This window comes from Cupriavidus sp. 01L45, from assembly GCF_056399885.1.
This window is the reverse complement of the sequence record NZ_JBFTSG010000090.1, coordinates 1-22,331: the sequence shown is the minus strand read 5'-3', so window position 1 is coordinate 22,331 and position 22,331 is coordinate 1. Positions and strand designations below refer to the sequence as shown.

General features: G+C 65.4%; 22 protein-coding genes. 7 read left to right on the top strand and 15 right to left on the bottom strand.

Annotated elements, in window-relative coordinates; genetic code table 11:
- Together AC1DT6_RS38230 and AC1DT6_RS38225 are read left to right on the top strand one after the other, a co-directional pair.
- Window positions 1-1,439 (top strand): NAD(P)(+) transhydrogenase (Re/Si-specific) subunit beta (locus tag AC1DT6_RS38230; protein ID WP_477115481.1); only part of this gene is annotated, 1,439 nt, incomplete at its 5' end.
- Window positions 1,440-1,734: 295 nt separating this feature from the next.
- Window positions 1,735-2,781 carry a response regulator gene (locus AC1DT6_RS38225; RefSeq protein ID WP_428180365.1) on the top strand — a complete coding sequence of 349 codons (1,047 nt, stop codon included), beginning with the start codon at window positions 1,735-1,737 and terminating at the stop codon, window positions 2,779-2,781.
- Window positions 2,782-2,832: 51 nt separating this feature from the next.
- On the opposite strand, the gene AC1DT6_RS38220 is transcribed toward AC1DT6_RS38225, so the two are convergent.
- From AC1DT6_RS38220 to AC1DT6_RS38180, 9 genes are all read right to left on the bottom strand, one after another.
- On the bottom strand, window positions 2,833-4,107 hold the full coding sequence (locus AC1DT6_RS38220) for a THUMP domain-containing class I SAM-dependent RNA methyltransferase (RefSeq protein ID WP_477104540.1): 1,275 nt from the start codon (window positions 4,105-4,107) through the stop codon (window positions 2,833-2,835).
- 80 nt (window positions 4,108-4,187) lie between these two features.
- On the bottom strand, window positions 4,188-4,793 hold the full coding sequence (locus AC1DT6_RS38215; protein ID WP_441635136.1) for a 2-hydroxychromene-2-carboxylate isomerase: 606 nt from the start codon (window positions 4,791-4,793) through the stop codon (window positions 4,188-4,190).
- 108 nt (window positions 4,794-4,901) lie between these two features.
- Window positions 4,902-5,324 (bottom strand): CopD family protein, encoded by a 423-nt coding sequence (locus tag AC1DT6_RS38210; protein ID WP_441635125.1) that lies wholly within the window; start codon window positions 5,322-5,324, stop codon window positions 4,902-4,904.
- 118 nt (window positions 5,325-5,442) lie between these two features.
- Window positions 5,443-6,723, bottom strand: coding sequence for a glutamate-5-semialdehyde dehydrogenase (locus AC1DT6_RS38205; protein ID WP_441635123.1), 1,281 nt, complete (start codon window positions 6,721-6,723; stop codon window positions 5,443-5,445).
- Window positions 6,724-6,833: 110 nt separating this feature from the next.
- Window positions 6,834-7,874, bottom strand: coding sequence for a DNA polymerase III subunit delta (gene holA / locus AC1DT6_RS38200; protein WP_441635121.1), 1,041 nt, complete (start codon window positions 7,872-7,874; stop codon window positions 6,834-6,836).
- Window positions 7,875-7,936: 62 nt separating this feature from the next.
- Window positions 7,937-8,458 (bottom strand): LPS-assembly lipoprotein LptE, encoded by a 522-nt coding sequence (locus tag AC1DT6_RS38195; RefSeq protein WP_477104539.1) that lies wholly within the window; start codon window positions 8,456-8,458, stop codon window positions 7,937-7,939.
- 35 nt (window positions 8,459-8,493) lie between these two features.
- Window positions 8,494-11,118 (bottom strand): leucine--tRNA ligase, encoded by a 2,625-nt coding sequence (gene leuS, locus AC1DT6_RS38190; RefSeq protein ID WP_441635117.1) that lies wholly within the window; start codon window positions 11,116-11,118, stop codon window positions 8,494-8,496.
- A 145-nt stretch (window positions 11,119-11,263) separates the two neighbouring features.
- Entirely contained in the window at window positions 11,264-12,061 is a 798-nt protein-coding gene (gene dapB / locus AC1DT6_RS38185) for a 4-hydroxy-tetrahydrodipicolinate reductase (protein WP_441635115.1), read from the bottom strand.
- A gap of 63 nt (window positions 12,062-12,124) precedes the next feature.
- Complete coding sequence (locus AC1DT6_RS38180) at window positions 12,125-12,757, bottom strand: outer membrane protein assembly factor BamE (RefSeq protein WP_441635113.1); 633 nt, start codon at window positions 12,755-12,757, stop codon at window positions 12,125-12,127.
- Window positions 12,758-12,956: 199 nt separating this feature from the next.
- Between AC1DT6_RS38180 and fur the strand changes: the two genes are divergently transcribed.
- Complete coding sequence (gene fur, locus AC1DT6_RS38175; protein WP_045240729.1) at window positions 12,957-13,388, top strand: ferric iron uptake transcriptional regulator; 432 nt, start codon at window positions 12,957-12,959, stop codon at window positions 13,386-13,388.
- A 65-nt stretch (window positions 13,389-13,453) separates the two neighbouring features.
- Here the strand turns inward: fur and AC1DT6_RS38170 are convergent, their stop codons facing one another.
- The 3 genes from AC1DT6_RS38170 to tkt form a co-directional block, all read right to left on the bottom strand.
- The gene (locus tag AC1DT6_RS38170) at window positions 13,454-14,443 is read right to left on the bottom strand and encodes a LysR family transcriptional regulator (protein WP_045240730.1); all 990 of its coding nucleotides are present in this window, start codon (window positions 14,441-14,443) and stop codon (window positions 13,454-13,456) included.
- Between the two features lie 236 nt (window positions 14,444-14,679).
- A complete protein-coding gene (gene gap, locus AC1DT6_RS38165) occupies window positions 14,680-15,678 on the bottom strand; it encodes a type I glyceraldehyde-3-phosphate dehydrogenase (protein ID WP_045240731.1) in 999 nt (332 codons plus the stop codon).
- A 97-nt stretch (window positions 15,679-15,775) separates the two neighbouring features.
- Entirely contained in the window at window positions 15,776-17,812 is a 2,037-nt protein-coding gene (tkt, locus tag AC1DT6_RS38160) for a transketolase (protein ID WP_477115480.1), read from the bottom strand.
- Between tkt and AC1DT6_RS38155 the strand changes: the two genes are divergently transcribed.
- The 4 genes from AC1DT6_RS38155 (at window position 17,811) to AC1DT6_RS38140 (ending at window position 20,729) form a co-directional block, all read left to right on the top strand.
- The gene (locus tag AC1DT6_RS38155; RefSeq protein WP_441635106.1) at window positions 17,811-18,779 is read left to right on the top strand and encodes a spermine/spermidine synthase domain-containing protein; all 969 of its coding nucleotides are present in this window, start codon (window positions 17,811-17,813) and stop codon (window positions 18,777-18,779) included. The two genes, tkt and AC1DT6_RS38155, sit on opposite strands and share 2 nt — an antisense overlap.
- 72 nt (window positions 18,780-18,851) lie before the next feature.
- The gene (locus AC1DT6_RS38150) at window positions 18,852-19,292 is read left to right on the top strand and encodes a VOC family protein (RefSeq protein WP_441635104.1); all 441 of its coding nucleotides are present in this window, start codon (window positions 18,852-18,854) and stop codon (window positions 19,290-19,292) included.
- Window positions 19,292-20,047 (top strand): 16S rRNA (uracil(1498)-N(3))-methyltransferase, encoded by a 756-nt coding sequence (locus tag AC1DT6_RS38145; protein ID WP_441635102.1) that lies wholly within the window; start codon window positions 19,292-19,294, stop codon window positions 20,045-20,047. The genes AC1DT6_RS38150 and AC1DT6_RS38145 overlap by 1 nt, the downstream gene beginning before the upstream one ends.
- A gap of 52 nt (window positions 20,048-20,099) precedes the next feature.
- Window positions 20,100-20,729, top strand: coding sequence for a YidB family protein (locus AC1DT6_RS38140; protein ID WP_441635100.1), 630 nt, complete (start codon window positions 20,100-20,102; stop codon window positions 20,727-20,729).
- Between the two features lie 81 nt (window positions 20,730-20,810).
- On the opposite strand, the gene AC1DT6_RS38135 is transcribed toward AC1DT6_RS38140, so the two are convergent.
- The 3 genes from AC1DT6_RS38135 to AC1DT6_RS38125 form a co-directional block, all read right to left on the bottom strand.
- Window positions 20,811-21,410 (bottom strand): barstar family protein, encoded by a 600-nt coding sequence (locus tag AC1DT6_RS38135; RefSeq protein ID WP_045240736.1) that lies wholly within the window; start codon window positions 21,408-21,410, stop codon window positions 20,811-20,813.
- Window positions 21,407-21,751 (bottom strand): ribonuclease, encoded by a 345-nt coding sequence (locus AC1DT6_RS38130; RefSeq protein ID WP_441635134.1) that lies wholly within the window; start codon window positions 21,749-21,751, stop codon window positions 21,407-21,409. Before AC1DT6_RS38130 ends, AC1DT6_RS38135 begins: the two co-directional genes overlap by 4 nt.
- A gap of 406 nt (window positions 21,752-22,157) precedes the next feature.
- On the bottom strand, window positions 22,158-22,331 hold a 174-nt coding region (locus AC1DT6_RS38125; RefSeq protein ID WP_477112007.1), incomplete at its 5' end, for a phosphate acyltransferase.

Here is a 22,331-nt window from a genome sequence, read left to right as displayed (position 1 = left end):
TGCTCTACCTGCTGGCCTCGGTGTGTTTCATCCAGGCGCTCAAGGGCCTCTCGCATCCCAGTTCCGCGCGGCGCGGCAATGCCTTCGGCATGATCGGCATGGCCATCGCCGCAGTGACCACGCTGGTGCTGATCGCCAAGCTCAAGAGCGAGTTCCTGGCCATCGGCGCGGGCCAGTCGTCGGTCGCCGAAGGCATGGCGCTGATCTTCGGTGCGCTGGTGGTTGGCGGCGGCATCGGCGCCTACGTGGCAAGAAAGGTCGAGATGACCAAGATGCCTGAACTGGTGGCCGCCATGCACTCGCTGATCGGTATGGCCGCGGTCTGCATCGCGGTGGCCGTGGTGGCCGAGCCGTCGGCATTCAGCATCACGCCGCCGGGCTCGCACGATATCCCGTTTGGCAACCGCATCGAGCTGTTCATCGGCTGCTTTGTCGGCGCCATCACCTTCTCCGGGTCGGTGATCGCCTTCGGCAAGTTGTCGGGCAAGTACAAGTTCCGCCTGTTCCAGGGTGCGCCGGTGTCCTTCGCCGGGCAGCATCTGCTGAACCTGCTGCTGGCGGTGGCCATGATCGGCTTCGGCATCATCTTCTGCCTGTCGCAAGACTGGCTGCCCTTCCTGCTGATGCTGGCGATCGCCTTCGTGCTGGGCGTGCTGATCATCATCCCGATCGGCGGCGCCGACATGCCGGTGGTGGTGTCGATGCTGAACTCGTACTCGGGCTGGGCGGCCGCCGGTATCGGCTTCTCGCTCAACAACCCGATGCTGATCATTGCCGGCTCGCTGGTGGGCTCCTCCGGTGCCATCCTCTCGTACATCATGTGCAAGGCGATGAATCGCTCGTTCTTCAACGTGCTGCTCGGCGGCTTTGGCGGGGCGCCCGCGGCGGCCGCTGCCGGCGGCCAGGCGCAGCGCAACGTGAAGTCCGGGTCGGCCGACGACGCGGCCTTCCTGATGGGCAATGCCGAGACCGTGATCATCGTGCCGGGCTACGGCCTGGCGGTGGCGCGCGCGCAGCATGCGCTCAAGGAACTCACCGAGAAGCTGGTCGAGAAGGGTGTGACGGTAAAGTACGCCATCCATCCCGTGGCCGGCCGCATGCCGGGCCATATGAACGTGCTGCTGGCCGAGGCCGAAGTCCCTTACGACCAGGTCTTCGAAATGGAAGACATCAACAGCGAGTTCGGCCAGGCCGATGTGGTACTGGTGCTGGGCGCCAACGACGTGGTGAACCCGGCCGCCAAGACCGATCCCGCCTCGCCGATCGCCGGCATGCCCATCCTGGAAGCCTACAAGGCCAAGACCATCATCGTGAACAAGCGTTCGATGGCCGCGGGCTACGCGGGCCTGGACAATGAACTGTTCTACATGGACAAGACCATGATGGTGTTCGGTGACGCCAAGAAGGTCGTCGAGGACATGGGCAAGGCCATCGAGTAAGCCAGCCGCAAAGGACGGAGACGGGCCCGCGCCTGTCTCCGCCGTCACCCCGGCGCGACACAGTCGCGCTTTTTTTCTGCCCCACCGCATGCCGGTTGCATGGAAGCGCGGGCACGCTATACTGATTTCCGGTCGCCGGCCATGGCACGCACGCCGGTCATCCGAACAGGGCCAGGTGTAGTCCAGCGCGGTGGGCCGCCCCGAACCGATCCGTCCCCGGCCTTGCCGAACCGGATCCCCAGCCGCGCCAAACCATCCGCCCGCCGTGTCCGCCGACACCGGAGCCGAAAGCAACATGACATTCAACCCCCAGGACAGGAATCTGTCGGTCTTCCATCACCCGATCCTCACGGTGCTTGTCGACGACAGCAAATCGTTTATCGACAGCCTGGCGTTCCAGATGGATCCGTCGCGGCCGGTGGTCACCTTCACCGATCCGCGCGAGGCGCTGCAATGGATCCGCGATACCTACACCACACGCTTCACCGGCTTCCTGCCGGTACGGGTGACGCATGACGACCTGACCTTCCTGACCGAGCGGCGCACCGTGCAGCTCGACATCGACCGCATCTACCGGCAGATCCACGACCTCAATCGCTTTGTGCAGCCGGGCGTGATCGTGGTGGATTACTCGATGCCGCAGATGAACGGACTGGAGTTCTGCCAGGCCCTGCAGGACCTGCCGTGCAAGACCATCCTGCTGACCGGTACCGCCGACGAGGGTATCGCCGTGCAGGGTTTCAACCACGGCCTGATCGACCGCTACGTCAAGAAACACGACAGCAATATGGTGGAGCGGCTGGACCAGGAGATCGACGCGCTCCAGCAGCAGTATTTCGCCACCCTCTCGCGCACGCTGCGCGACCTGCTGACGCGCCACTCGTTTTCCTTCCTGTCGGATCCGGCGATCTGCGAGCGCGTGCGGCAGATCACCGCGCGCTACGGCTTTGTCGAGTACTACCTCTACCCCAACCCGGCCGGCATCCTGATGCTGACGGCACAGGGCCAGGCCACGCTGATGGTGATCGAGACGCGCGCCGGACTGATCAACCAGGTGGAATCCGCGGAAGCCTACGATGCACCGGCGGCCCTGATCGAAGGGCTGCGTGAGGGCCGCATCGTGCCCTTCTTCTGGCCCGGCAACGGTATGTACACCCCGGCCTGCATCGACTGGGAGCAATACTGCCTGCCGGCCGAGCACTGCGAAGGGCGCGAGGACTATTTCTACGCGCTGTTCGACCTGCCGCGCCATTTGCTGCAGGAACCGGTGGTCAGCTTCCAGGGCTTCCTGGAGGACTTCGCCCGCCACCCCGAACGCGTGACCGGACGCGCGCCACGCTAGTGAGCAAAGCGCCGCGAGACCGGAGAGGCTCGCCCTCCGGTCCCGCGCTCGTCAGGCCGAAGGCTGGGCCGGCGCGTTGCGGTTGCCGCCTCGCACCATGTCGAAACGGAACAGCCGGCATTCGATATTGCCGTTGTAGAGCGGCGTACGGCGCGATTCCTTGAGCCGCAGCCGGCGCGGCAGCGACAGGTCGCCCGTAAACACCCATGCCTGCCAGCCCGCGAAATGCTGCTTGAGCGTGGTGGCGAAGGCGCTGGCGAACTGGTTGGCGGCCTCGTCGTCGATCTCGTCAACAGGCGCTTCGTCCAGCGGCCGGCGGCGTTCTCCCCGTACCGCGATCCGCTCGCCATAGGGCGGGTTCATCAGCAGCAGGCCGGAGGCAACGAACGGCGGTTGCGCGAAACGCGCATCCACCTGCTTCAGGCGTACCTCGCCCGGCAAGCCGGCGCGTTCCCAGTTGGCCTGCGACATGGACAACATGTCGGTGGAAATATCGCTGCCCGCGATCTCCAGGGGCTCGGACGCCACGCGTTTGCGCGCCGCCTCCTCGTCGTCCCGCGCAGCCGCTTTCAATGCATTCCAGGTCTTGATGTCGGCCCCCTTGAGGCGCTCGAAGCCAAAACCGCGGGCGGCGCCGGGCGCCAGGCCCAGTGCCACCTGCGCGGCCTCCACCAGGAAGGTGCCGCTGCCGCACATCGGATCATAGAACGGGCGTTCGGTCTGGCCGGGCACCCAGCCGGCCAGGCGCAGGATGCCGGCGGCCAGGTTTTCCTTCAGCGGCGCCTCGCCTTTCTCCAGGCGCCAGCCCCGCTTGAACAGCGGATCGCCCGAAGTGTCGAGATACAGCGTGCAGTCATGCTCCGTCAGGTGGGCATAGAGCCGCACGTCGGGATTCACGGTGTCCACGCTGGGACGCTCGCCCAGGCGCTCGCGCATGGTATCGCAAACACCATCCTTGATCCGCAGCGCGATGAAGTTCAGGCTCTGCAGTGGCGAGCGATGCGAGGTAACGTCCACCCGCAGCGTCTCGTCCGGCGAAAACCACTGATCCCAGCGCTGGGCGCGCACCAGGTCGTAGATATCGTCCTCACGCCGGTAGCCCCGGTTGGCCACCCGCATCAGCACCCGGCTGGCAATGCGCGAGTGCAGGTTGACGACGTAGGCCGCAGGCATCTCGCCGGAGAAAGTGACGCCACCCGGCATTTCGCGATGGACCTGGATGGGTGCGAGCTTGGCCAGTCCGGGCCGCGCCGCGATCTCGTGCAACTCTTCGGCGAGTGCGCTCTCAAGGCCGCGCGGGCAGGAGGCAAAAAAGGCTTGGGACATGGCTTGGGAATTCCTGCAAACAAAAACGTCCGCCGTGGCGGACGGGGTCGGATAGCGCGCAGTGTACCGCGCCCGGGACTTCAGGTCGCCGCGAGCGCGCGATCGAGGAAGTCGAGACGGTCCTGGCCCCAGTAGGGCTGGCCCTCATAAACGTACCACGGCGCGCCGAACGCGCCAGCGGAAATCGCATCCTGCGTGTGCTGTGTATATGCGGCCTGCACTGCCTGGGCATCGCTCGCCTTGAGCAGCGCCGCGCCATCCAGCCCGATGCCGTCGGCCAGCTGAGCCAGCGTGGCGGCATCGGCGATATTGCGTTGCTCGGCCCACAGCGCGCGGCCGATGACGCCAACCAGTTCCATCGCGCGGGTGGTGCCGTGCGCCAGTTGCACGGCGATCAGCAGCTTGCTGGCGGCATCGCCGGAGACCGGGAAAAAGGCCGGCTGCGGGTTGAGCGGCACGCCCAGGAATTCGCTCCAGCGGGCCAGTTCGATCAGGCGGTAGGCCTGGCGCTGCGGCGGCCGCTGCGCCAGCGGCAAGCCGCCCGAGACGGAGAACACGCGGCCCAGGTCGCAGGGCTTGAGATTGACCTGCGCGCCATGCCTGGCCGCGATTGCGGCAAAGCGCTCGTGGCCAAGGTAGACGAAAGGCGATTGCGGGGTGAGGTAGTAGTCGACCTGCTTGCTCATCATGTCCTCTGGACGGGGTGTGGGGCGAGACAACGGCGCCTGGAACGAGGGGGAATACGAAGTGGATACGATACGGGAAAAACGCCGGAACCTGCCGGACGGCGCCCGTCAGAACGGCTTGACCACCACCAGGATCACCACCGCCAGCAAGACCAGCACCGGCAACTCATTGAACCAGCGATAGAAGGTATGCGAACGCGTATTGCGGCCGCCTTCGAACTTCTTCAGCAACACGCCGCAGCCATGGTGATAGCCGATCAGCACCAGCACCAGCGCCAGCTTGGCATGCATCCAGCCCTGGCCCGGACCGCGCCCGATGCCGTAGCCGACATATAGCCACAGCCCGAACACCAGCGCGGGCACCGCCAGCATGGTCATGAAACGGTAGAGCTTGCGTGCCATCAGCAGGAGGCGCTGCACGCCGGCAGGCTCGCGCTCCATGGCGAGATTGACGAAGATGCGGGGCAGGTAGAACAAGCCGGCGAACCAGGAAACGACGAAGACGATGTGCAGCGCTTTGACCCAGAGCATCAGGCGTTCTTTTGTGGTTGGGTTCCCGCGGGAACGGTGGGGATGCGAAACGGAAGCCGCCGGCGATCGCCGGCGGCGGGCCAGGACCAGCCGCATGGCCAGCCCTGCCCTTGCCCGCTCAGGTACGGATCTCGCCGTGCCCGAACACCACGTATTTCAGCGAGGTCAGGCCTTCCAGCCCAACCGGGCCGCGCGCGTGCAGCTTGTCGTTGGAGATGCCGATCTCGGCGCCCAGGCCGTATTCGAAGCCATCGGCAAAGCGGGTCGATGCATTGATCATCACGCTGGCCGAGTCGACCTCGCGCAGGAACCGCATGCCGGCGCTGTAGTTCTCGGTGACGATGGAATCGGTGTGCGCCGAGCCGTAGGTATTGATGTGCGCAATCGCCTCATCGAGCCCCGCCACGGTGCGGATCGCCAGCACGGGGGCCAGGTATTCCAGGCGCCAGTCTTCCTCGGTGGCATCGGCCAGGCCGGTGAAGCCGGCGGTTTCCAGCGTGGCGCGGGTGGCGGCGCAGACGCGCAGCTCCACGCCTTTTTCCTGGTAGATGCGGCACAGCGGCGGCAGCACCGCGGCCGCGATGTCGCGCGCGACCAGCAGCGTCTCCATGGTATTGCACGGTGCGTAGCGCTGGGTCTTGGCGTTGTCGCAGATGCGCACCGCCTTTTCCAGGTCGGCGGCGGTATCAATGAAGACGTGGCAGATACCGTCCAGATGCTTGATCATCGGCACCCGGGCTTCTTCCATCAGCCGTGCGATCAGGCTCTTGCCGCCACGCGGCACGATCACGTCGACGTATTCGGTCATGGTGATGAGCCGGCCCACGGCGGCGCGGTCGGTGGTCGAGATCACCTGCACCGCTTCGGGCGGCAGGCCGGCGGCGGCCAGGCCCTCGGCCACCAGGGCGGCCAGCGCGGTGTTGGAGTCGATGGCTTCGGAACCGCCGCGCAGGATAGTGGCGTTGCCCGACTTCAGGCAGAGCGCGGCGGCATCGATGGTCACGTTGGGCCGCGACTCGTAGATGATGCCGATCACGCCCAGCGGCACGCGCATCTGTCCCACCTGGATGCCGGTGGGGCGGAATTTCATATTGCTGATCTCGCCGATCGGGTCCGCCAGCGCGGCGATCTGCTCGAGGCCGGCGGCCATGGTGTCGATGGCCTTGTCAGACAGCGTCAGGCGGTCGATGAAGGCAGCGTCCTGGCCGTTGGCGCGGGCACGCTCGACATCGCCGGCATTCACCGTCTTCAGGTGGGCGGCGTCGCGACGGATGGCCGCGGCGATGGTCAGCAGCGCGCGATTCTTGTCGGCGGTGGAGGCGCGCGCCATGGCGCGCGAGGCGGCGCGGGCCTGCTGGCCAACGCGGTCCATGTACTGCGTGAGATCGAGCTCGTTCATATTCCTGGCCAGGCGATCCGGCCCTCAATGCTTGGTTTCTTGTCGGCAACGGCTGGCAAAATCCTGCAATGCAGGCAGATGCGAACCGTCGCGCGCTGCTGCGCCGCCGCTTACCTGGCGATGGTGAGTGCCAGTTGCAGCAGGCCATCCCAGGGTTCGGCCGGCATGCCTTCGGCGCGCAGGCCCTTGACCTGCCGGTCCAGTTTGGCGGCCATCCCCAGTGCGGATTCGAGTTGCGCCAGCGAGAGGCGCTGCGCGGCCTGCGGTACCAGCTTCTCGCGCACGCCCCAGACACGCAGTTCGCGCATCAGGACGCCGCTCGGCTTGCCTGCCGCCAACCCTTGCCGGACCTTGGATAATACGCGAATTTCCTCGGTCAGCGCCCACAGCACCAGCACCGTGGCCTCGCCCTCGCCGCGCAGCCCTTCCAGCATGCGCACCAGCCGCGGCACGTCGCCGCCGAGCATGGCTTCGGAGAGCTTGAAGACGTCGTAGCGGGCCACATTGAGCACCGCATCGTGCACCTGCTCGAAGGTCAGCGAGCCGGCGGGATAGAGCAAGCCAAGCTTCTGGATTTCCTGGTGGGCGGCCAGCAGGTTGCCTTCGACCTTGTCGGCGATGAACTGCAGCGCCCTGCGCCCCGGCTCGCCGGGCTCAACGCGCTGCTGCTGCAGCGCGAGCCGCTCGCCGACCCAGGCCGGCAGCCGGCTGCGGTCGATGGAGTCGACCTTGATTGACACCCCGGCGGCGTCCAGCGCCTGGAACCAGGCCGATTTCGCCGTAGCGAAATCCAGCCGCGGCAGCGTGATCAGCATGACCACGTCCGGCGAGGGATGAGCGGCCACGGCGCGCAGCGCCTCGCCACCGTCCTTGCCGGGCTTGCCGGAGGGAATCCGCAATTCGACGATCTTGCGGTCGCCGAACAGCGACATCGATTGCTGCGCCTGGACCACCTGACCCCAGTTGAAGCCACGTTCGGACGACAGCACCTCGCGCTCCGTGAAGCCGGACTCGCGCGCCGCCTGGCGCAGGCGGTCGACCGCCTCCAGCACCAGCAGGTGCTCGTCGCCGTGCACCACGTAGAGCGGCGCCAGGCCGCGTCCCTTGGCCGTGCGCAGGTGCGCTTCGAGTCCGTCGAGCTTGAGCTGCATGCGGTGCGCTTGTTCCTCTGTCCTTGCCGTGTCGGGTTCTCTGGGCGGCGCTTGCGCGCGGCTCAGATCGTCTTGACCGCGCTCAGCCGGCGAATCAGCTGCTGCACGATATCGCGCTGCATATCGCGGTAGAGCTGCTGCTCTTCGTAATCCTTGGCCAGCGCGTTAGCTTCGTTGTAGGTCAGGTCACGCGTGAGCACCAGTTGCGAAGGCGCGATCAGCTCCTGGCCCCCAGCATCGCGCAAGCGGAAGGTGAAGCGCTGCGTCAGGCGGTATTCGCGCACCACGCCGGCAGTGGTGATCGACAACACGGTCTTGGTACGCGTGTCCTGCAGCACATCGAGCAAGGCATCCGCGTCTTTCGGATCAGACACGATCTGCGTGTCCGAGCCGTTGCGGATGGCGCGGCGCAGATCGGAGCCCATCAGCGTATTGGCCGGAATGCTCAGGTAAAGCCGCTTGAAAGCAAAATCCGCATTGCCGCGCATGTGAAAGCCGCAGCCGCCCAGCAGGCTGGCCGCCAGCAGCGCGGCCAGGACCTTGCGGCGGCCCTGCCTCGGTCGATCCAGCTTCTGTCCATCCATATGGGCAGCTCCCTTGTAGGCTTGGTCAGCGCTCTTTAAAGCACCACGTTGACGAGGCGGCCCGGGACCACCACGATCTTCTTCGGCGCAGCGTCGTTGGCGAACTTGGCAACGATCTCGCTGGCGGCGGCCATGGCCTCGATGGCGGCACGATCGGCATCCGCCGGCACCGTCAGGCTGCCGCGCACCTTGCCGTTGACCTGCAGCACCAGTTCGAGCTCGCTGCGCACCAGCGCGGCTTCATCGACCTGCGGCCAGGCGGCGTCGAGCAGGTCGCCGTACTGCGTGGCGTAGCCGAGCTCCTGCCACAGCCCGTGGGTCACGTGCGGCACCACCGGGTACAGTACGCGCAGCAGGATGCCGAAGCATTCGCGGCGCGCGGCCGGGGAAGCCTGCTTGGCGTCCTCCAGCGCGTTGAGCATCTTCATGGTGGCGGACACCACGGTGTTGTACTGGATGCGCTGGTAGTCGTAGTTGGCCTGCTTGAGCACGCCGTGGATCTCGCGGCGCAGCGCGCCATCGGCGTCGCCCGACGTCGCGGCATTGCCGGCCGCGGCAATCGCCCCGGCATTGGCATAGCCGTAGTTCCACACGCGGCGCAGGAAGCGCGAAGCGCCTTCCACGCCCGAGCCGCTCCACTCGAGCTGCTGCTCGGGCGGCGCGGCGAACATGACGAACAGGCGCGCGGTGTCGGCGCCGTACTGGTCGATCAGCGCCTGCGGGTCGATGCCGTTGTTCTTGGACTTCGACATTTTCTCGACACCGCCGATCACCACCGGCTGGCCGTCGGCCTTGAGGACGGCGCCCAGCGGGCGGCCGCGCTCATCGGTGCTGACCTCGACCTCGGCCGGGTTGTACCAGGTCTTCTTGCCGGCCGCGTCTTCGCGGTAGTACGTGTCATTGAGCACCATGCCCTGCGTGAGCAGGTTGGTGAACGGCTCATTGAACGTGACCAGGCCCATGTCGCGCATGACCTTGGTCCAGAAGCGGGCGTACAGCAGGTGGAGGATCGCGTGTTCGATGCCGCCGATGTACTGGTCCATCGGCATCCAGTAGTCGTTGCGGCCGTCGACCATGGTGGCCGCATCCGGGCAGGTATAGCGCATGTAATACCAGCACGAATCGATGAAGGTATCCATGGTGTCGGTCTCGCGACGCGCCGGCTTGCCGCACGACGGGCAGGTGCACGCGAGGAAACGCGGATCCTTGGCCAGCGGGTTGCCGGTGCCGTCCGGCACCAGGTCTTCGGGCAGCACCACCGGCAGGTCCTGCTCGGGCACCGGCACCACGCCGCAGTCCTCGCAATGGATCAGCGGGATCGGCGTGCCCCAGTAACGCTGGCGCGAGATGCCCCAGTCGCGCAGGCGCCAGGTGATCTTCTTCTCGCCCAGGCCCTTGGCGCCGAGGTCCGCGGCAATGGCTTCCACCGCCGCCTGGTAGCCGAGGCCGTCGTACTTGCCGCTATGGATACAGGTGCCGTGCTCCTTGTCGCCGTACCATTCCTGCCAGGCTTCAGTCGAGAAGGCCTGGCCCTTGACGTCGACGACTTGCCTGATCGGCAGGCCGTACTTGTTGGCGAAGGCAAAGTCGCGTTCGTCATGCGCGGGCACGCCCATCACGGCGCCGTCGCCATAGCTCATCAGCACATAGTTGCCGACCCAAACCTCGACCTGCTCGCCGGTGATGGGGTGCACCACCTTCAGGCCGGTGGGCATGCCCTTCTTTTCCATGGTCGCCATATCGGCTTCCATGACCGAGCCGTGCTTGCACTCGTCGATAAAGGCGGCCAGCTCGGGATTGGCGGCGGCGGCATGGGTGGCGAGCGGATGCTCGGCGGCGACCGCGCAGAAGGTCACGCCCATGATGGTGTCCGCGCGCGTGGTGAACACGTAGAGCTTGCCGTCGCCGATCAGCTTACCGTCATCGTCGGCGATGGCATGCGGGAAGGCGAAGCGCACGCCCACGCTCTTGCCGATCCAGTTCTGCTGCATGATCTTGACGCGCTCGGGCCAGCCCAGGCTGTCGAGATCGCCGAGCAGTTCCTCGGCGTAGTCGGTGATGCGCAGGTAGTACATCGGGATCTCGCGCTTTTCAACCAGCGCGCCCGAGCGCCAGCCGCGCCCGTCGATGACCTGCTCGTTGGCCAGCACGGTCTGGTCGACCGGATCCCAGTTCACCGTACCGGTCTTGCGATAGGCAATGCCCTTTTCCAGCATCTTGAGGAACAGCCACTGGTTCCAGCGGTAGTAGTCCGGGCTGCAGGTGGCAACCTCGCGCGACCAGTCGATGGCCAGGCCCATCGACTGCATCTGGCGCTTCATGTAGGCGATGTTGTCGTACGTCCAGGCCGCCGGCGCCACGCCGTTATTGAGCGCGGCGTTTTCCGCCGGCATGCCGAACGCATCCCAGCCCATCGGCATCAGCACGTTGTGCCCGTTCATGCGCAGGTGGCGCGCCATCACGTCGTTGATGGTGTAGTTGCGCACATGCCCCATATGCAGCTTGCCCGACGGGTACGGCAACATCGAGCACGCATAGAACTTGGGCTTCTCGCTGCCGTCGGCCAGCTTCGCCTCTTCCGATACGCGGTAGGCATCAATGGCTTGCCAGTGTTGCTGGGCGGCTTGTTCAACGGCTGAGGGAAGGTATTTGTCTTGCATATTCAGGACAACGGCAACTGCGTTGGCGTGCGAAAAGCGTGGAAAAGATAAGCGGCGGGCTGCCTTGCGGCGCCCGCCTGCGCTGGAACGGCGAAAGTGCCGATTATAACCGTCGGGGCTGACGTCGCAGGACGGACCCGGCGCCTTACTTCAGGCCCAGTACGTCCTGCATGTCGAACAGGCCGCTGGGCTTGTCGGCCAGGAAGCGCGCGGCGCGCAGCGCGCCGTCGGCATACGACTGGCGGCTGGACGACTTGTGCGTGATCTCGATGCGCTCGCCAATGCCGGCGAACATCACGGTGTGGTCGCCCACGATGTCGCCGCCGCGCACGGTGGCAAAGCCAATGGAGTTGGGATCGCGCGGGCCGGTATGGCCTTCGCGGGCAAAGACGCCGCAGGTATTCAGGTCGCGGCCCAGTGCCTTGGCCACCACCTCGCCCATCGCCAGCGCCGTGCCGGACGGCGCGTCCACCTTGTGGCGGTGGTGCGCTTCGATAACTTCGATGTCGTAGCCCGATGAAAGCAGCTTGGCGGCCACTTCCAGCAGCTTGAAGGTGGCGTTGACGCCAACGCTCATATTGGCGGCGAACACTACGCCGATACGCTTGGCAGCCTCGGCCACGGCGGCGCGGCCGGCGTCGTCAAAGCCAGTGGTGCCGATGATCATCTTCACGCCAAGGCGCGCCGCCACCGCCAGGTGCGCCAGCGTGCCCTCCGGCCGTGTGAAGTCGATCAGGCAGTCGGCACCGGCGAGGGCGGCTTCGATGTCGGCGGTAATCGTCACGCCGGTCGTGCGGCCCAGCAGCAACCCGGCATCCTGGCCCAGGGCCGGCGCGCCGGGCACATCCAGCGCACCAGACAGGGTCACGCCTTCAGTGGCGAGTACGTGTTCGATCAGCATGCGGCCCATGCGGCCGGAGGCACCTGCGATGGCGATATTCATGGCGTGTCAGCAGTCAAAAATAAGCCGGCCGCGTGGGCGGCCGGCATTGTCGGGCCAAACGGGTCAGTGGGTCGGGCTGGCAGCACCGGTCTCCGCGGCAGCCGACGATGCGGCCGCCTCGACGGACTTGCCTGCCGCCGGAGCGGTGGCGGCATCGGCTGGAGCGGCGGCTTCATTGGCCGCCGCGACGGGGGCGGCCGGGGTTGCCGCGGCATCGGAGGCCGGAGCGAGCGCATCGGTTTGCGGCTTCGGCGTCACTGCCTTGCCTGCCTGCATCGCTTTCATACCGTCGATTTCGGCGATCAGCTCGTATTCGGACGGCAACTCGTCACCGCCGAACTTGACGAGCTTGTCGCCATCGAAGAAGACCGTATAGCGACGTTGTTGCACCACCGGCGTATTGCCACGGCGGAACGAGAACACGTAGTCCCAGCGGTTGCCATGGAACACATCGGTCAGCAGCGGCGTGCCAAGCAGGAACTTGACCTGGTCGCGCGTCATGCCCTCGCGCAGCTGCGCGGCGGCTTCGCGCGAGACAAAGTTGCCTTGCACAATGTTGATACGATACGGCGTGATCGCGTTGGCGACCTTGCGCGACGTATTGTCATAGGTGGAGCACGCTGCCGTTAGCAGGGCAGCAGCCAGCACAGTAGTAACCAGCGTCGGACGCATGGCGGACGAACGGAATGAACGCATGTATCTCGCTTCTAGAAGGGAGAGAAAAGTGCCGATCCAGGCTCTAACGGGATATACCACGAGCCGGCTGCGGCGATAGAGCATCGCGAGCGCAGCCCAGGGAGGGTGGCCGCACCCCAGGTAACCGCCGGGGCGACTTTTGCCGCCAAAACCCTTATGATTCAACTATCCAGACATTGTACTCTAGGGAGTCACGCCCATGCCGAGTCCGGCGGACCTCAAAAATATCGGTCTTAAAGCGACCGTACCGCGCCTGAAGATCCTCGAGATCTTTCAGACCAGCGAGCAGCGCCACCTGAGCGCGGAAGATGTCTATCGCATCCTGCTCAACGAACAAATGGACATTGGCCTCGCTACCGTCTATCGCGTGCTGACTCAATTCGAGCAGGCGGGACTGCTGTCGCGCAACAACTTTGAATCCGGCAAAGCCATCTTCGAACTGAACGAGGGCAAGCACCACGACCACCTCGTGTGCATCGACTGCGGCCGCGTGGAGGAATTCTACGATTCCGAAATCGAGCGCCGCCAGCAAAGCATCGCCAGCGAACGCGGCTTCGCGCTGCAGGAGCACGCACTGTCGCTGTACGGCAACTGCACCAAGACTGACTGCTCGCACCGCCCGAAGCGTTAGCGCGCCGGCCACGACAACATAAAAAAACCGGCGCTCGCGCCGGTTTTTTTATTCTCAGGCCAATCTCAGGTTTCCTGCCGGTCCTGTTCGGCAACGATATGCAGGCCGCGCGCGGTGGCCGGCACGCCGACGAATTCGCCCACGACCTGGCGGAACAGCCCGCGCGCCCACACCAGCATGGGGTGGGTGTTGCGGCTGCGGTGCCAGAACATGTTCAGGCCCAGCGTGGTATTGAGCTCGGCCGGCAAGGGGAAGGCCTTGAGCCCATAGGTCTCGCAGGCCATGTCCTTGGTCAGCGCATTGACCGTGAAGATCATGTCGGTCTGCGCGGCCAACTCGGATTGCGCGCGCCAGGAATGCACCGTCAACGTTGCATTGCGCTTCAGTCCGCGCTGCTGCAGGGCGTAGTCGAGCGGGATCAGCGACGGCGCCGGGCGGCCATTGCCGCCCGAGTGCGCCATGAAGATATGCCCGCAATCGAGATACTGCTCGAGCGTGCAGGTGCCCTTGAGCACCGGATGGTTCTTGCGCGCACAAACCCAGAGGTTGAGCGAGGTAACCATCTCTTCCACGATCTCAGGATGCCGGGTCGGGAACGGCGAGAACGCCAGATCCAGCTCATTGCCGCGCATGGCGGCAACATCCGACTCCCAGGAATGCGATTCAACCAGCTTGATATGCAGTTCCGGCGCCAGTTGCTTGATGCGCAGGATGAAGCGGTTGAAGACCGTATCGCCCAGTTCGGCTGCAAAGCCGATATTCAGGGTGCCGGTGGCTACCGCGGGATCGAAGTTATCGGCGTCGCCCTCGTTGATCGAGGACCACAGATCCAGCATGTCGCGAATCTTCGGGCCCAGTTCCAGGGCTCGCGGCGTCGGCGTCAGGCCGTGCGGCACGCGGATGAAAAGAGGATCGTCAAAGATCTCGCGCAGGCGACCCAGCGAATGCGAGACCGCGGGCGCGGTCATATGCATTTTTTCCGCGACATAGGTCGCGTTTCGCTTGCTGAGCAACTCGGTAAAAATCACGAGCAGCTTGGTATCCACATTCACCATGATCTCGCCCAGGTTGGATTGGAGACTGCGAATGACTGGATCGTCACTTGCATTGGCTGCAAATCAGTATTTTCTAGCACTTTAGCAGTGTAAGAGCAAAGGCGGGAACGGAACAGGTATTCCGGGCCCGCCCTGGCTTTCCGGCCTGTGCGGATCCGCCTGCACACAGGCGGACAAAAAGCGGCATTCCGTGGAATGCCGCTTTTCTCGGCGCTAGCCAATCTGTTCCGACAAAGTTACTTGGCGACCACGCGGGCCATTTCCAGTACCTTGTTGGAATAGCCCCACTCGTTGTCGTACCAGCTCACGATCTTGACGAAGGTCGAGTCCAGCGCGATGCCGGCTTCCGCGTCGAAAATCGAGGTACGCGCATCGCCGCGGAAATCGGTGGCGACCACCTTGTCTTCGGTGTAGCCCAGCACGCCCTTGAGCGCGCCCTGGCTCTGCGCCTTCATTTCGGCGCAGATCTCGGCGTAGGTTGCGCCCTTTTCCAGCTCAACGGTCAGGTCGACCACCGACACGTCGGAGGTCGGCACGCGGAACGACATGCCGGTCAGCTTCTTGTTCAGCTCGGGGATCACCACGCCCACTGCCTTGGCGGCGCCGGTGCTCGACGGGATGATGTTTTCCAGGATGCCGCGGCCACCGCGCCAGTCCTTGTTGGACGGGCCGTCAACGGTCTTCTGCGTGGCGGTGGTGGCGTGCACGGTGGTCATCAGGCCGCGCTTGATGCCCCATTTGTCGTTCAGCACCTTGGCGACCGGCGCCAGGCAGTTGGTGGTGCAGCTGGCGTTGGAGATGATCGCCTCGCCCTTGTACGTGTCGTGGTTCACGCCGTACACGAACATCGGGGTGTCGTCCTTCGACGGGGCCGACATGATCACCTTCTTGGCGCCCGCGTCGATATGCTTCTGCGCGCCTTCCTTGGTCAGGAAGATGCCGGTGGACTCGATCACCACGTCGGCGCCGATCTCGCCCCACTTCAGTTCGGACGGGTCCTTGACGGCGGTCAGGCGGATCTTCTTGCCGTTGACGATCAGCGTGTTGCCGTCGACCGACACTTCGCCGTCGAAGCGGCCGTGCACCGAGTCGTACTTCAGCATGTAGGCCAGGTAGTCGGGCTCGAGCAGGTCATTGATGCCAACGACTTCGATTTCCTTGAAGTTGGCGGCGGCTGCGCGGAACACCATGCGCCCGATGCGGCCGAAGCCGTTGATGCCGATCTTGATGGTCATGTTTATCTCCTGAGTAGGCTAACGATCGATGGATGCGGGAAAGCGTCTGCCGGCCCGCGCGGCCAACTCGACCGCTGCTCGGGCCGGGGAATACCTGTTACTGACCGAGCGTGTCGCGCACGGTGCGCACGACGTTCTCGACCGTGAAGCCGAAGTGCTTGAACAATACGCCAGCGGGAGCCGATTCGCCGAAGGTGTCGATGCCCACCACGGCCTGGACCTGGTATTTCCACCAGAAATCCGTCACGCCGGCTTCCACCGCCACGCGCGGCACGCCTGCCGGCAGCACCGATGCCTTGTAGGCGGCATCCTGCTTGTCGAACACCGTCGTCGCCGGCACCGAGACCACGCGCACGTGCACGCCGTCGGCGGCCAGCTGGTCGGCAGCGCCCACAGCCAGGCCCACTTCCGAGCCGGTGGCGATGATCACGGCATCCGGACGGCCGGTCCTGGCATTGGTGCCGTCGCGCAGCACATAGCCGCCGCGCGCGATATTGGCGCGGGTCGCATCGTCGCGCTTCTGGAACGGCAGGTTCTGGCGGCTGAAGATCAGGCAGCTCGGCCCATTCTCGCGGCGCACGGCCTGGGCCCAGGCCACTGCGGTCTCGGTGGTGTCGGCGGTACGCCACACGTCCATGTTGGGGATCAGGCGCAGGCTGGCAACGTGTTCGATCGACTGGTGGGTCGGGCCGTCTTCGCCCAGGCCAATGGAGTCGTGGGTGAACACGAACAGCGTGCGGATCTTCATCAACGCCGCCATGCGCAGCGCGTTGCGGCTGTAGTCCGAGAAGGTCAGGAAGGTGCCGCCGTAGGGAATGTAGCCACCGTGCAGCGTGATGCCGTTCATGATGGCGCTCATGCCGAACTCGCGCACACCGTAGTTGATATGGTTGCCCCAGGCATCGGCGCGCACTGCCTTGCTGCCCGACCAGTTAGTCAGGTTGGAGCCGGTCAGGTCGGCCGAGCCGCCCAGGAATTCCGGCAGCACCGGGSCGARSGCCTCGATGGTGTTCTGGCTGGCCTTGCGSGTGGCGATCGTTTCGGCCTTTTCCTCGCACTTGGCCAGGAATGCGTCCACGGCAGCGTCGAATGCGCCGGGCAGCTCGCCACGCATACGGCGCTGGAATTCGCCGGCTTCATACGGGAAACGCTCGGCATAGGCCTCGAACAGCGCGTTCCAGGCCTTCTCCAGCGAACCGCCGCGGGCCTTGCCATCCCATGCCGTATAGACTTCGGCCGGCAGTTCGAACGGTGCGTGGGCCCAGCCCAGCGCTTCACGCGTGGCCAGGATCTCAGCGCCGCCAAGCGGCGCACCATGCACATCGTGACCACCTTCCTTGTTGGGCGCGCCCTTGCCGATCAGGGTACGGCAGCAGATCAGGGTCGGACGATGGCTGAACTTGGCTTCGGCGATGGCTGCGTCGACGGCGGCGGCATCATGGCCGTCCACCGCGCGAATCACATTCCAGCCATAGGCTTCGAACCGCTTCGGGGTATCGTCGGCAAACCAGTGCACGACATCGCCGTCGATCGAGATGCCGTTGTCGTCCCACAGCGCGACCAGCTTGTTCAGTTTCAGCGTACCGGCCAGCGAACAGGCTTCGTGGCTGATGCCTTCCATCAGGCAGCCGTCGCCCAGGAACACATAGGTGTGGTGATTGACGATATCGAAGCCGGGACGGTTGAATTCCTCGCCCAGCAGGCGCTCTGCCAGCGCCATGCCGACTGCGTTGGTGAGGCCCTGGCCCAGCGGGCCGGTGGTGGTCTCGACGCCCGGCGTGATGGCGTATTCCGGGTGGCCGGCGGTCTTGCTGTGCATCTGGCGGAAGTTCTTCAGCTCTTCCAGCGGCAGGTCGTAGCCGGTCAGGTGAAGCAACGCATAGAGCAGCATCGAGCCGTGGCCGTTGGACAGCACGAAGCGGTCGCGATCAGCCCACTGGGGGTTGGTCGGGTTATGCTTCAGATGGCGGCCCCACAGCGCCACCGCGATATCCGCCATACCCATCGGCATGCCTGGGTGGCCTGAATTGGCCTGCTGGACGGCGTCCATGGCCAGGACGCGGATGGCGTTGGCCATGAGTTGGACGGGCTGCGAAGCGTGCGGACTGGCGGCGGGATGAGCGAGGTGAGACATGCGGCGGGAACCTGGCGGCGGGAAAAGCGCGATTTTACCAGAAGGAAAGGCCGAATCCGGGCACCCGGCGGCCCCGGCCGGCGGCCATCTGCAATGGACCGAATGGCTCTCCCCCGGCATCGGCACCACCCTGGGCCAGATTCGGCTGCTGGCGGCGGTGCGCTCGCCGTACCAGCAGATCGAGATTGGCGAGAATGCCCGCTTTGGCCGGATCTTCCGCCTCGATGGCCGCGTCATGTGCGCCGAAGCGGATGCCTTTATCCAGCATGAACTGATGGTGCACCCCATGGCCGTGGCTCATGGCGCGGCACGTTCGGCGCTGGTGGTCGGCGGCGGCGACGGCGGCTCGGCGCGTGAACTGCTGCGCCTGCCATTCATGCGCGAAGTGGTGGTGGCCGAACTCGATCCGGAGGTCGTGACGCTGGCCCGGGCCTGGCTCGATGGTATCCACCAGGGCGCCTTCGACGATCCGCGCGTGCACCTCGCCATTGGCGATGCCTTGGGCTTGATGGAAGCCTTCGGCCGTGCCGGGCGGCGGTTCGACCTGATCGTGTTCGACCTTACGGAGGCCGACGATGGCAGCCCGGCGGCGGCCCTCTTCTCCGCCCACGGCCTGCAAGCCGCCAGGCGCTGCCTGGCGCCGGGCGGCGCGCTGTCCCTGCAACTCGGCCCGCCGGAGCACCGCCCCGACCCGGTTCGCGTGCTCTGCGCAAGATTGCGCCAGTGCTTCGCCCAGGTCCAGCCCCTCAGCGCCTTTATCCCGGTGCACGGTGCATCATGGGCCATCGCGCTGGCCAGCGACGCGCTGGACGTGCGCGGCACCGGCACCGCGCTGCTCGGCGAGCGGCTGCGCGCCTGGAAACTGGAACGGACCCTGCGCTGCTACCACGCGGCGCTCCACCCGGCCTTGTTCACCCTTCCCCGCCACCTGCAAGCGCTTTTCGACAGCGCCGGCGCACCCGCGTAAGATGCTCATTCGCACCGCGAGTCTTGCCGCCGCGGCAAGCCCCGCGCGGCTTCCCGTAACCAGGAGACGATCATGACAAGACCGGCCAACACCCCCTGGCTCACGCCCTACCTGACGGTGGGCAACGGGCGCAGCGCGCTCGACTTCTACCACCGCGCCTTCGGTTTCAGCGCGGGGAACGTGGTCGACGAAAACGGTGTGCCGACCCACGCCGAGATGCACTACCGGGGAGAACTGGTGGTGATGTTCGCGCCCGAAGGCGCCTGGGGCAGTACCGCGCGTACGCCCAGCTCGCTCGGCGTCGAATGCCCGCAGACGTTCTACGTGTACTGCGACGATGTCGATGCCATGTACGCGCGCGCTGTCGCCGCCGGCGCGGTCAGCCTGATGGCGCCCGACGACCAGTTCTGGGGCGACCGCTATTGCATGGTCAAGGATCCCGACGGTTACCGTTGGGGATTCGCCAAACCGTTGGACAAGGCCGCCGGCGAAGATAAGGACGGACCCACCTGATGCCGCCGCGCTTTTTTATCGATTCCGCTCTGGCCACCGAGACCGACATGCCACTGCCCGAAGCGGTAGTGCGGCATGTCCAGGTACTGCGGCTCAACCCGGGCGACGACATCACCCTGTTCGACGGGCGCGGCGGCAGCCATGCCGCCACCCTGGTCGAGATTGGCAAGCGCCATGCGCTGGCGCGAATCCGCGACCACGATCCGTCTGAGGCCGAGCCACCCTTCCGCGTCACGCTGGCGCAAGGACTGGCCGGCGGCGACAAGATGGACTGGCTGATAGAGAAAGCCGTCGAGCTCGGCGTGGCGGCGATCCAGCCGCTGCAGGCGGCACGTTCGGTGGTCCGGCTCTCGGCAGAGCGCGCGCAGAAGCGCCACGCGCACTGGCAGGCGCTGGTCGAGGCGGCATGCGAGCAATGCGGACGCAATCGCTTGCCCGAGGTCGCACCGGTGGCTAACTTGGAATCATGGCTGGGGCTGCAGGCGAACCCGGCGGCGGCCCGGGGCGCACGGTTGCTGATCACGCCGCGCGCCTCGCAGTCGCTGGTATCGTTTGCCGCGGAGCAGCGTGGCGCGCTGCTGGACACCGGCGTGACGCTGCTGATCGGACCGGAAGGCGGACTCGCGCCGGACGAGGAAGCTGCGGCGCTGCACGCAGGTTTCACGGGCGTGTCACTCGGGCCGCGCATCTTGCGTACCGAGACTGCCGGGCTCGCTTGCCTGGCCGTGCTCAACGCGGTATTGGGCGGATTTTGACGGCATCCGGGCTATCCCGGCCCGGCGCCACACTCACCGGAAGGAGTCGATCATGGGACTACTCGATAGCGTGCTGGGCGGAGTGCTCGGGCAGCGCGGCGGCGGCGAAAGCGGCGCTGGCGGCCTGAACCCGAAGATGATGATGGCGCTCGGGCTGCTGGCCATGCTGGCGATGCGCCATAAAGGCGCCGAAGGCAGTCCCGGGGCGGAACATGATCCGGCCGATCCGGCCGCCGGCGTCGGTGGACTTGGCGGGCTTGGCGGCCTCGGTGGGTTGCTCGGCGGGCTGTTGGGTGGTGCGGGTGGCGGCGCCGCGGCTGGCGGCGCGCCTGGTGGCCTCGATCTCGGCGGATTGCTGGGCGGCCTGCTTGGAGGCCAGGGGCAGCAGGGCGCTGGCGACGCGCCCGCACTGGGCGCGGCGGCGGGCGGCATCGGCGCCTTGCAGCAGGTCCTGGCGCAGGCTGGCCTGGGCGAGCAGATCAATTCCTGGATCGGCACCGGGGCCAATCAGCCCGTCTCGCCGTCCGCGCTGGCCGGCGCCCTCGGCGGCACTGGCGCGCTGGAGAGCCTGGCCAATTCGACCGGCATGTCACAGGATGATGTAGCCGCCCACCTTAGCGAAGGTTTGCCGGAACTGATCGACAAGCTCACGCCGCAAGGCCAGATGCCGCCGGCGGCATAACACCGGCGCCGCGCCGGCAAAGCAAAAGGCCCGCTGCAAGCGGGCCTTTGTCATCCTGTTTTTCCTGTGGGCGGCGGGCGCTCAGGCGAAAGAGTAGAACACGCGGAACTGCACCTTGCGCTCGGCCCAGAACTCGGCAGCGTCGCGGAAGACATCGAGCAGGACCTCGCGCCCTTCCTTGTCGAATTTCTGCGCGATGGGCAGGCCTTCCAGCACGATCACGAAACCGGGCTGCGCGCCCGCCTTGTGGATCAGGTCGGTCAGGCAATCGGCCAGCGCATCGAAATTCTTCCCGAAATGCTTGGGAAACAGGAAATTGGTGGCGATGGTTTCCAGCACCTCTGCCTTGCTCTGGCAGTGCGCGCAGTTCGCGTAGAGGAAATGCTGGCCCAACTCCGCCGCCGCCTGTGCAAGCTCGGGCACGCGAAACGCGCGAATCGACTGGACGATGTTCGGACGCACCGTCTTGAACAGGTTCATGGCTCCCTCTTGGCTGCCGTCAGTGCCGGCTGCGGGAACGGGTGCGAGCGGCGGTTGGTGCGAGAGCTCGTTGCGAGGCATCATCAACACGTTGTCGTAAAGATTCTGGGCCTGGGTCTGGGCCCGGTGCCAGCCATCTCCGGCGCCGCGCTCTTCGCGGGCGGCAAGGGCGTCGCCCAATCCGAAAATGTCAGTCATCATTTGGCTATCCGTTTGAAACTGTTGTAGTGGTCGTCCGTGTAATAACAGTCGCTGGTGGCGCGTTGATCACCGCCACATACGATCCGCCTTGCTCCTCGATTCCGGCTGTTTGTTTTCACCGTGTATTCGCGGTAATAACCGCGCGACCTTTGCGGCAGGACGCGCTCGTAGTTGCCGAACCTCGAACCATCCTTGGCGTAGAGAAACGGGCCACCCGCTTCGATACGTTCCAACGTCAACTGTGCCTCGTTGGGCAACTGCTGTACCGCGATGGTTCCCGTGCCATCATCGATCGCCTGACGCGCCAGCACAGGCTGGGCCAACGCGCACGAAACCGCCACGCCTGCCAGCACCCGGCTTGCCACTCGCGCCAGACCGGCGGCTGAAATCCATTGTGATGCGCGCTGCGTCAAAGGAATCTGGGAACCCACGTTGCTTGTCTTGATCTGGGGGCGCCAACAAAATTGGCAAGGGATCGTTGCGCGGCTGCCACGCCACCTCAACTGCCCTTTGTGCCTGCACCCCGGACGGCCTGCGCGAATACCGGCGGCATCGTTGCGAGTAACGAGCGCCTACTTCAAAGGCATAAGGTTACGCCCATGCCAATAAATAATCAATCCCCGCCCCCCAGGCGGGTGGAAAACTTCAATTGTTTCAATGTGTTAATAGGATGTGTGCACACACTGACCACCTCGCGCGAGCGATAAAAAAGCCGGGCAAGCCCGGCTTTTCAAGACTGACAGCGGCTTAGCGCTTGGCGGCCGCGTCAACCACCACCAGCGACGTCATATTGACGATACGCCGCACCGTCGCCGACGGCGTCAGGATGTGCACCGGCGCCTTGACCCCGAGCAGGATCGGTCCGATCGCCACATTGTTGCCCGCCGCGACCTTGAGAAGGTTGTAGGCGATGTTGGCCGC

What these genes read in the sequence shown, in the direction of transcription:
- AC1DT6_RS38225 (WP_428180365.1), top strand. Translation starts at nt 1,735, where the DNA reads ATGACATTCAACCCCCAGGACAGGAATCTGTCGGTCTTCCATCACCCG.
- AC1DT6_RS38220 (WP_477104540.1), bottom strand. Translation starts at nt 4,107, where the DNA reads ATGTCCCAAGCCTTTTTTGCCTCCTGCCCGCGCGGCCTTGAGAGCGCA.
- AC1DT6_RS38215 (WP_441635136.1), bottom strand. Translation starts at nt 4,793, where the DNA reads ATGAGCAAGCAGGTCGACTACTACCTCACCCCGCAATCGCCTTTCGTC.
- AC1DT6_RS38210 (WP_441635125.1), bottom strand. Translation starts at nt 5,324, where the DNA reads ATGCTCTGGGTCAAAGCGCTGCACATCGTCTTCGTCGTTTCCTGGTTC.
- AC1DT6_RS38205 (WP_441635123.1), bottom strand. Translation starts at nt 6,723, where the DNA reads ATGAACGAGCTCGATCTCACGCAGTACATGGACCGCGTTGGCCAGCAG.
- holA (WP_441635121.1), bottom strand. Translation starts at nt 7,874, where the DNA reads ATGCAGCTCAAGCTCGACGGACTCGAAGCGCACCTGCGCACGGCCAAG.
- AC1DT6_RS38195 (WP_477104539.1), bottom strand. Translation starts at nt 8,458, where the DNA reads ATGGATGGACAGAAGCTGGATCGACCGAGGCAGGGCCGCCGCAAGGTC.
- leuS (WP_441635117.1), bottom strand. Translation starts at nt 11,118, where the DNA reads ATGCAAGACAAATACCTTCCCTCAGCCGTTGAACAAGCCGCCCAGCAA.
- dapB (WP_441635115.1), bottom strand. Translation starts at nt 12,061, where the DNA reads ATGAATATCGCCATCGCAGGTGCCTCCGGCCGCATGGGCCGCATGCTG.
- AC1DT6_RS38180 (WP_441635113.1), bottom strand. Translation starts at nt 12,757, where the DNA reads ATGCGTTCATTCCGTTCGTCCGCCATGCGTCCGACGCTGGTTACTACT.
- fur (WP_045240729.1), top strand. Translation starts at nt 12,957, where the DNA reads ATGCCGAGTCCGGCGGACCTCAAAAATATCGGTCTTAAAGCGACCGTA.
- AC1DT6_RS38170 (WP_045240730.1), bottom strand. Translation starts at nt 14,443, where the DNA reads ATGGTGAATGTGGATACCAAGCTGCTCGTGATTTTTACCGAGTTGCTC.
- gap (WP_045240731.1), bottom strand. Translation starts at nt 15,678, where the DNA reads ATGACCATCAAGATCGGCATCAACGGCTTCGGCCGCATCGGGCGCATG.
- AC1DT6_RS38155 (WP_441635106.1), top strand. Translation starts at nt 17,811, where the DNA reads ATGCGGCGGGAACCTGGCGGCGGGAAAAGCGCGATTTTACCAGAAGGA.
- AC1DT6_RS38150 (WP_441635104.1), top strand. Translation starts at nt 18,852, where the DNA reads ATGACAAGACCGGCCAACACCCCCTGGCTCACGCCCTACCTGACGGTG.
- AC1DT6_RS38145 (WP_441635102.1), top strand. Translation starts at nt 19,292, where the DNA reads ATGCCGCCGCGCTTTTTTATCGATTCCGCTCTGGCCACCGAGACCGAC.
- AC1DT6_RS38140 (WP_441635100.1), top strand. Translation starts at nt 20,100, where the DNA reads ATGGGACTACTCGATAGCGTGCTGGGCGGAGTGCTCGGGCAGCGCGGC.
- AC1DT6_RS38135 (WP_045240736.1), bottom strand. Translation starts at nt 21,410, where the DNA reads ATGATGACTGACATTTTCGGATTGGGCGACGCCCTTGCCGCCCGCGAA.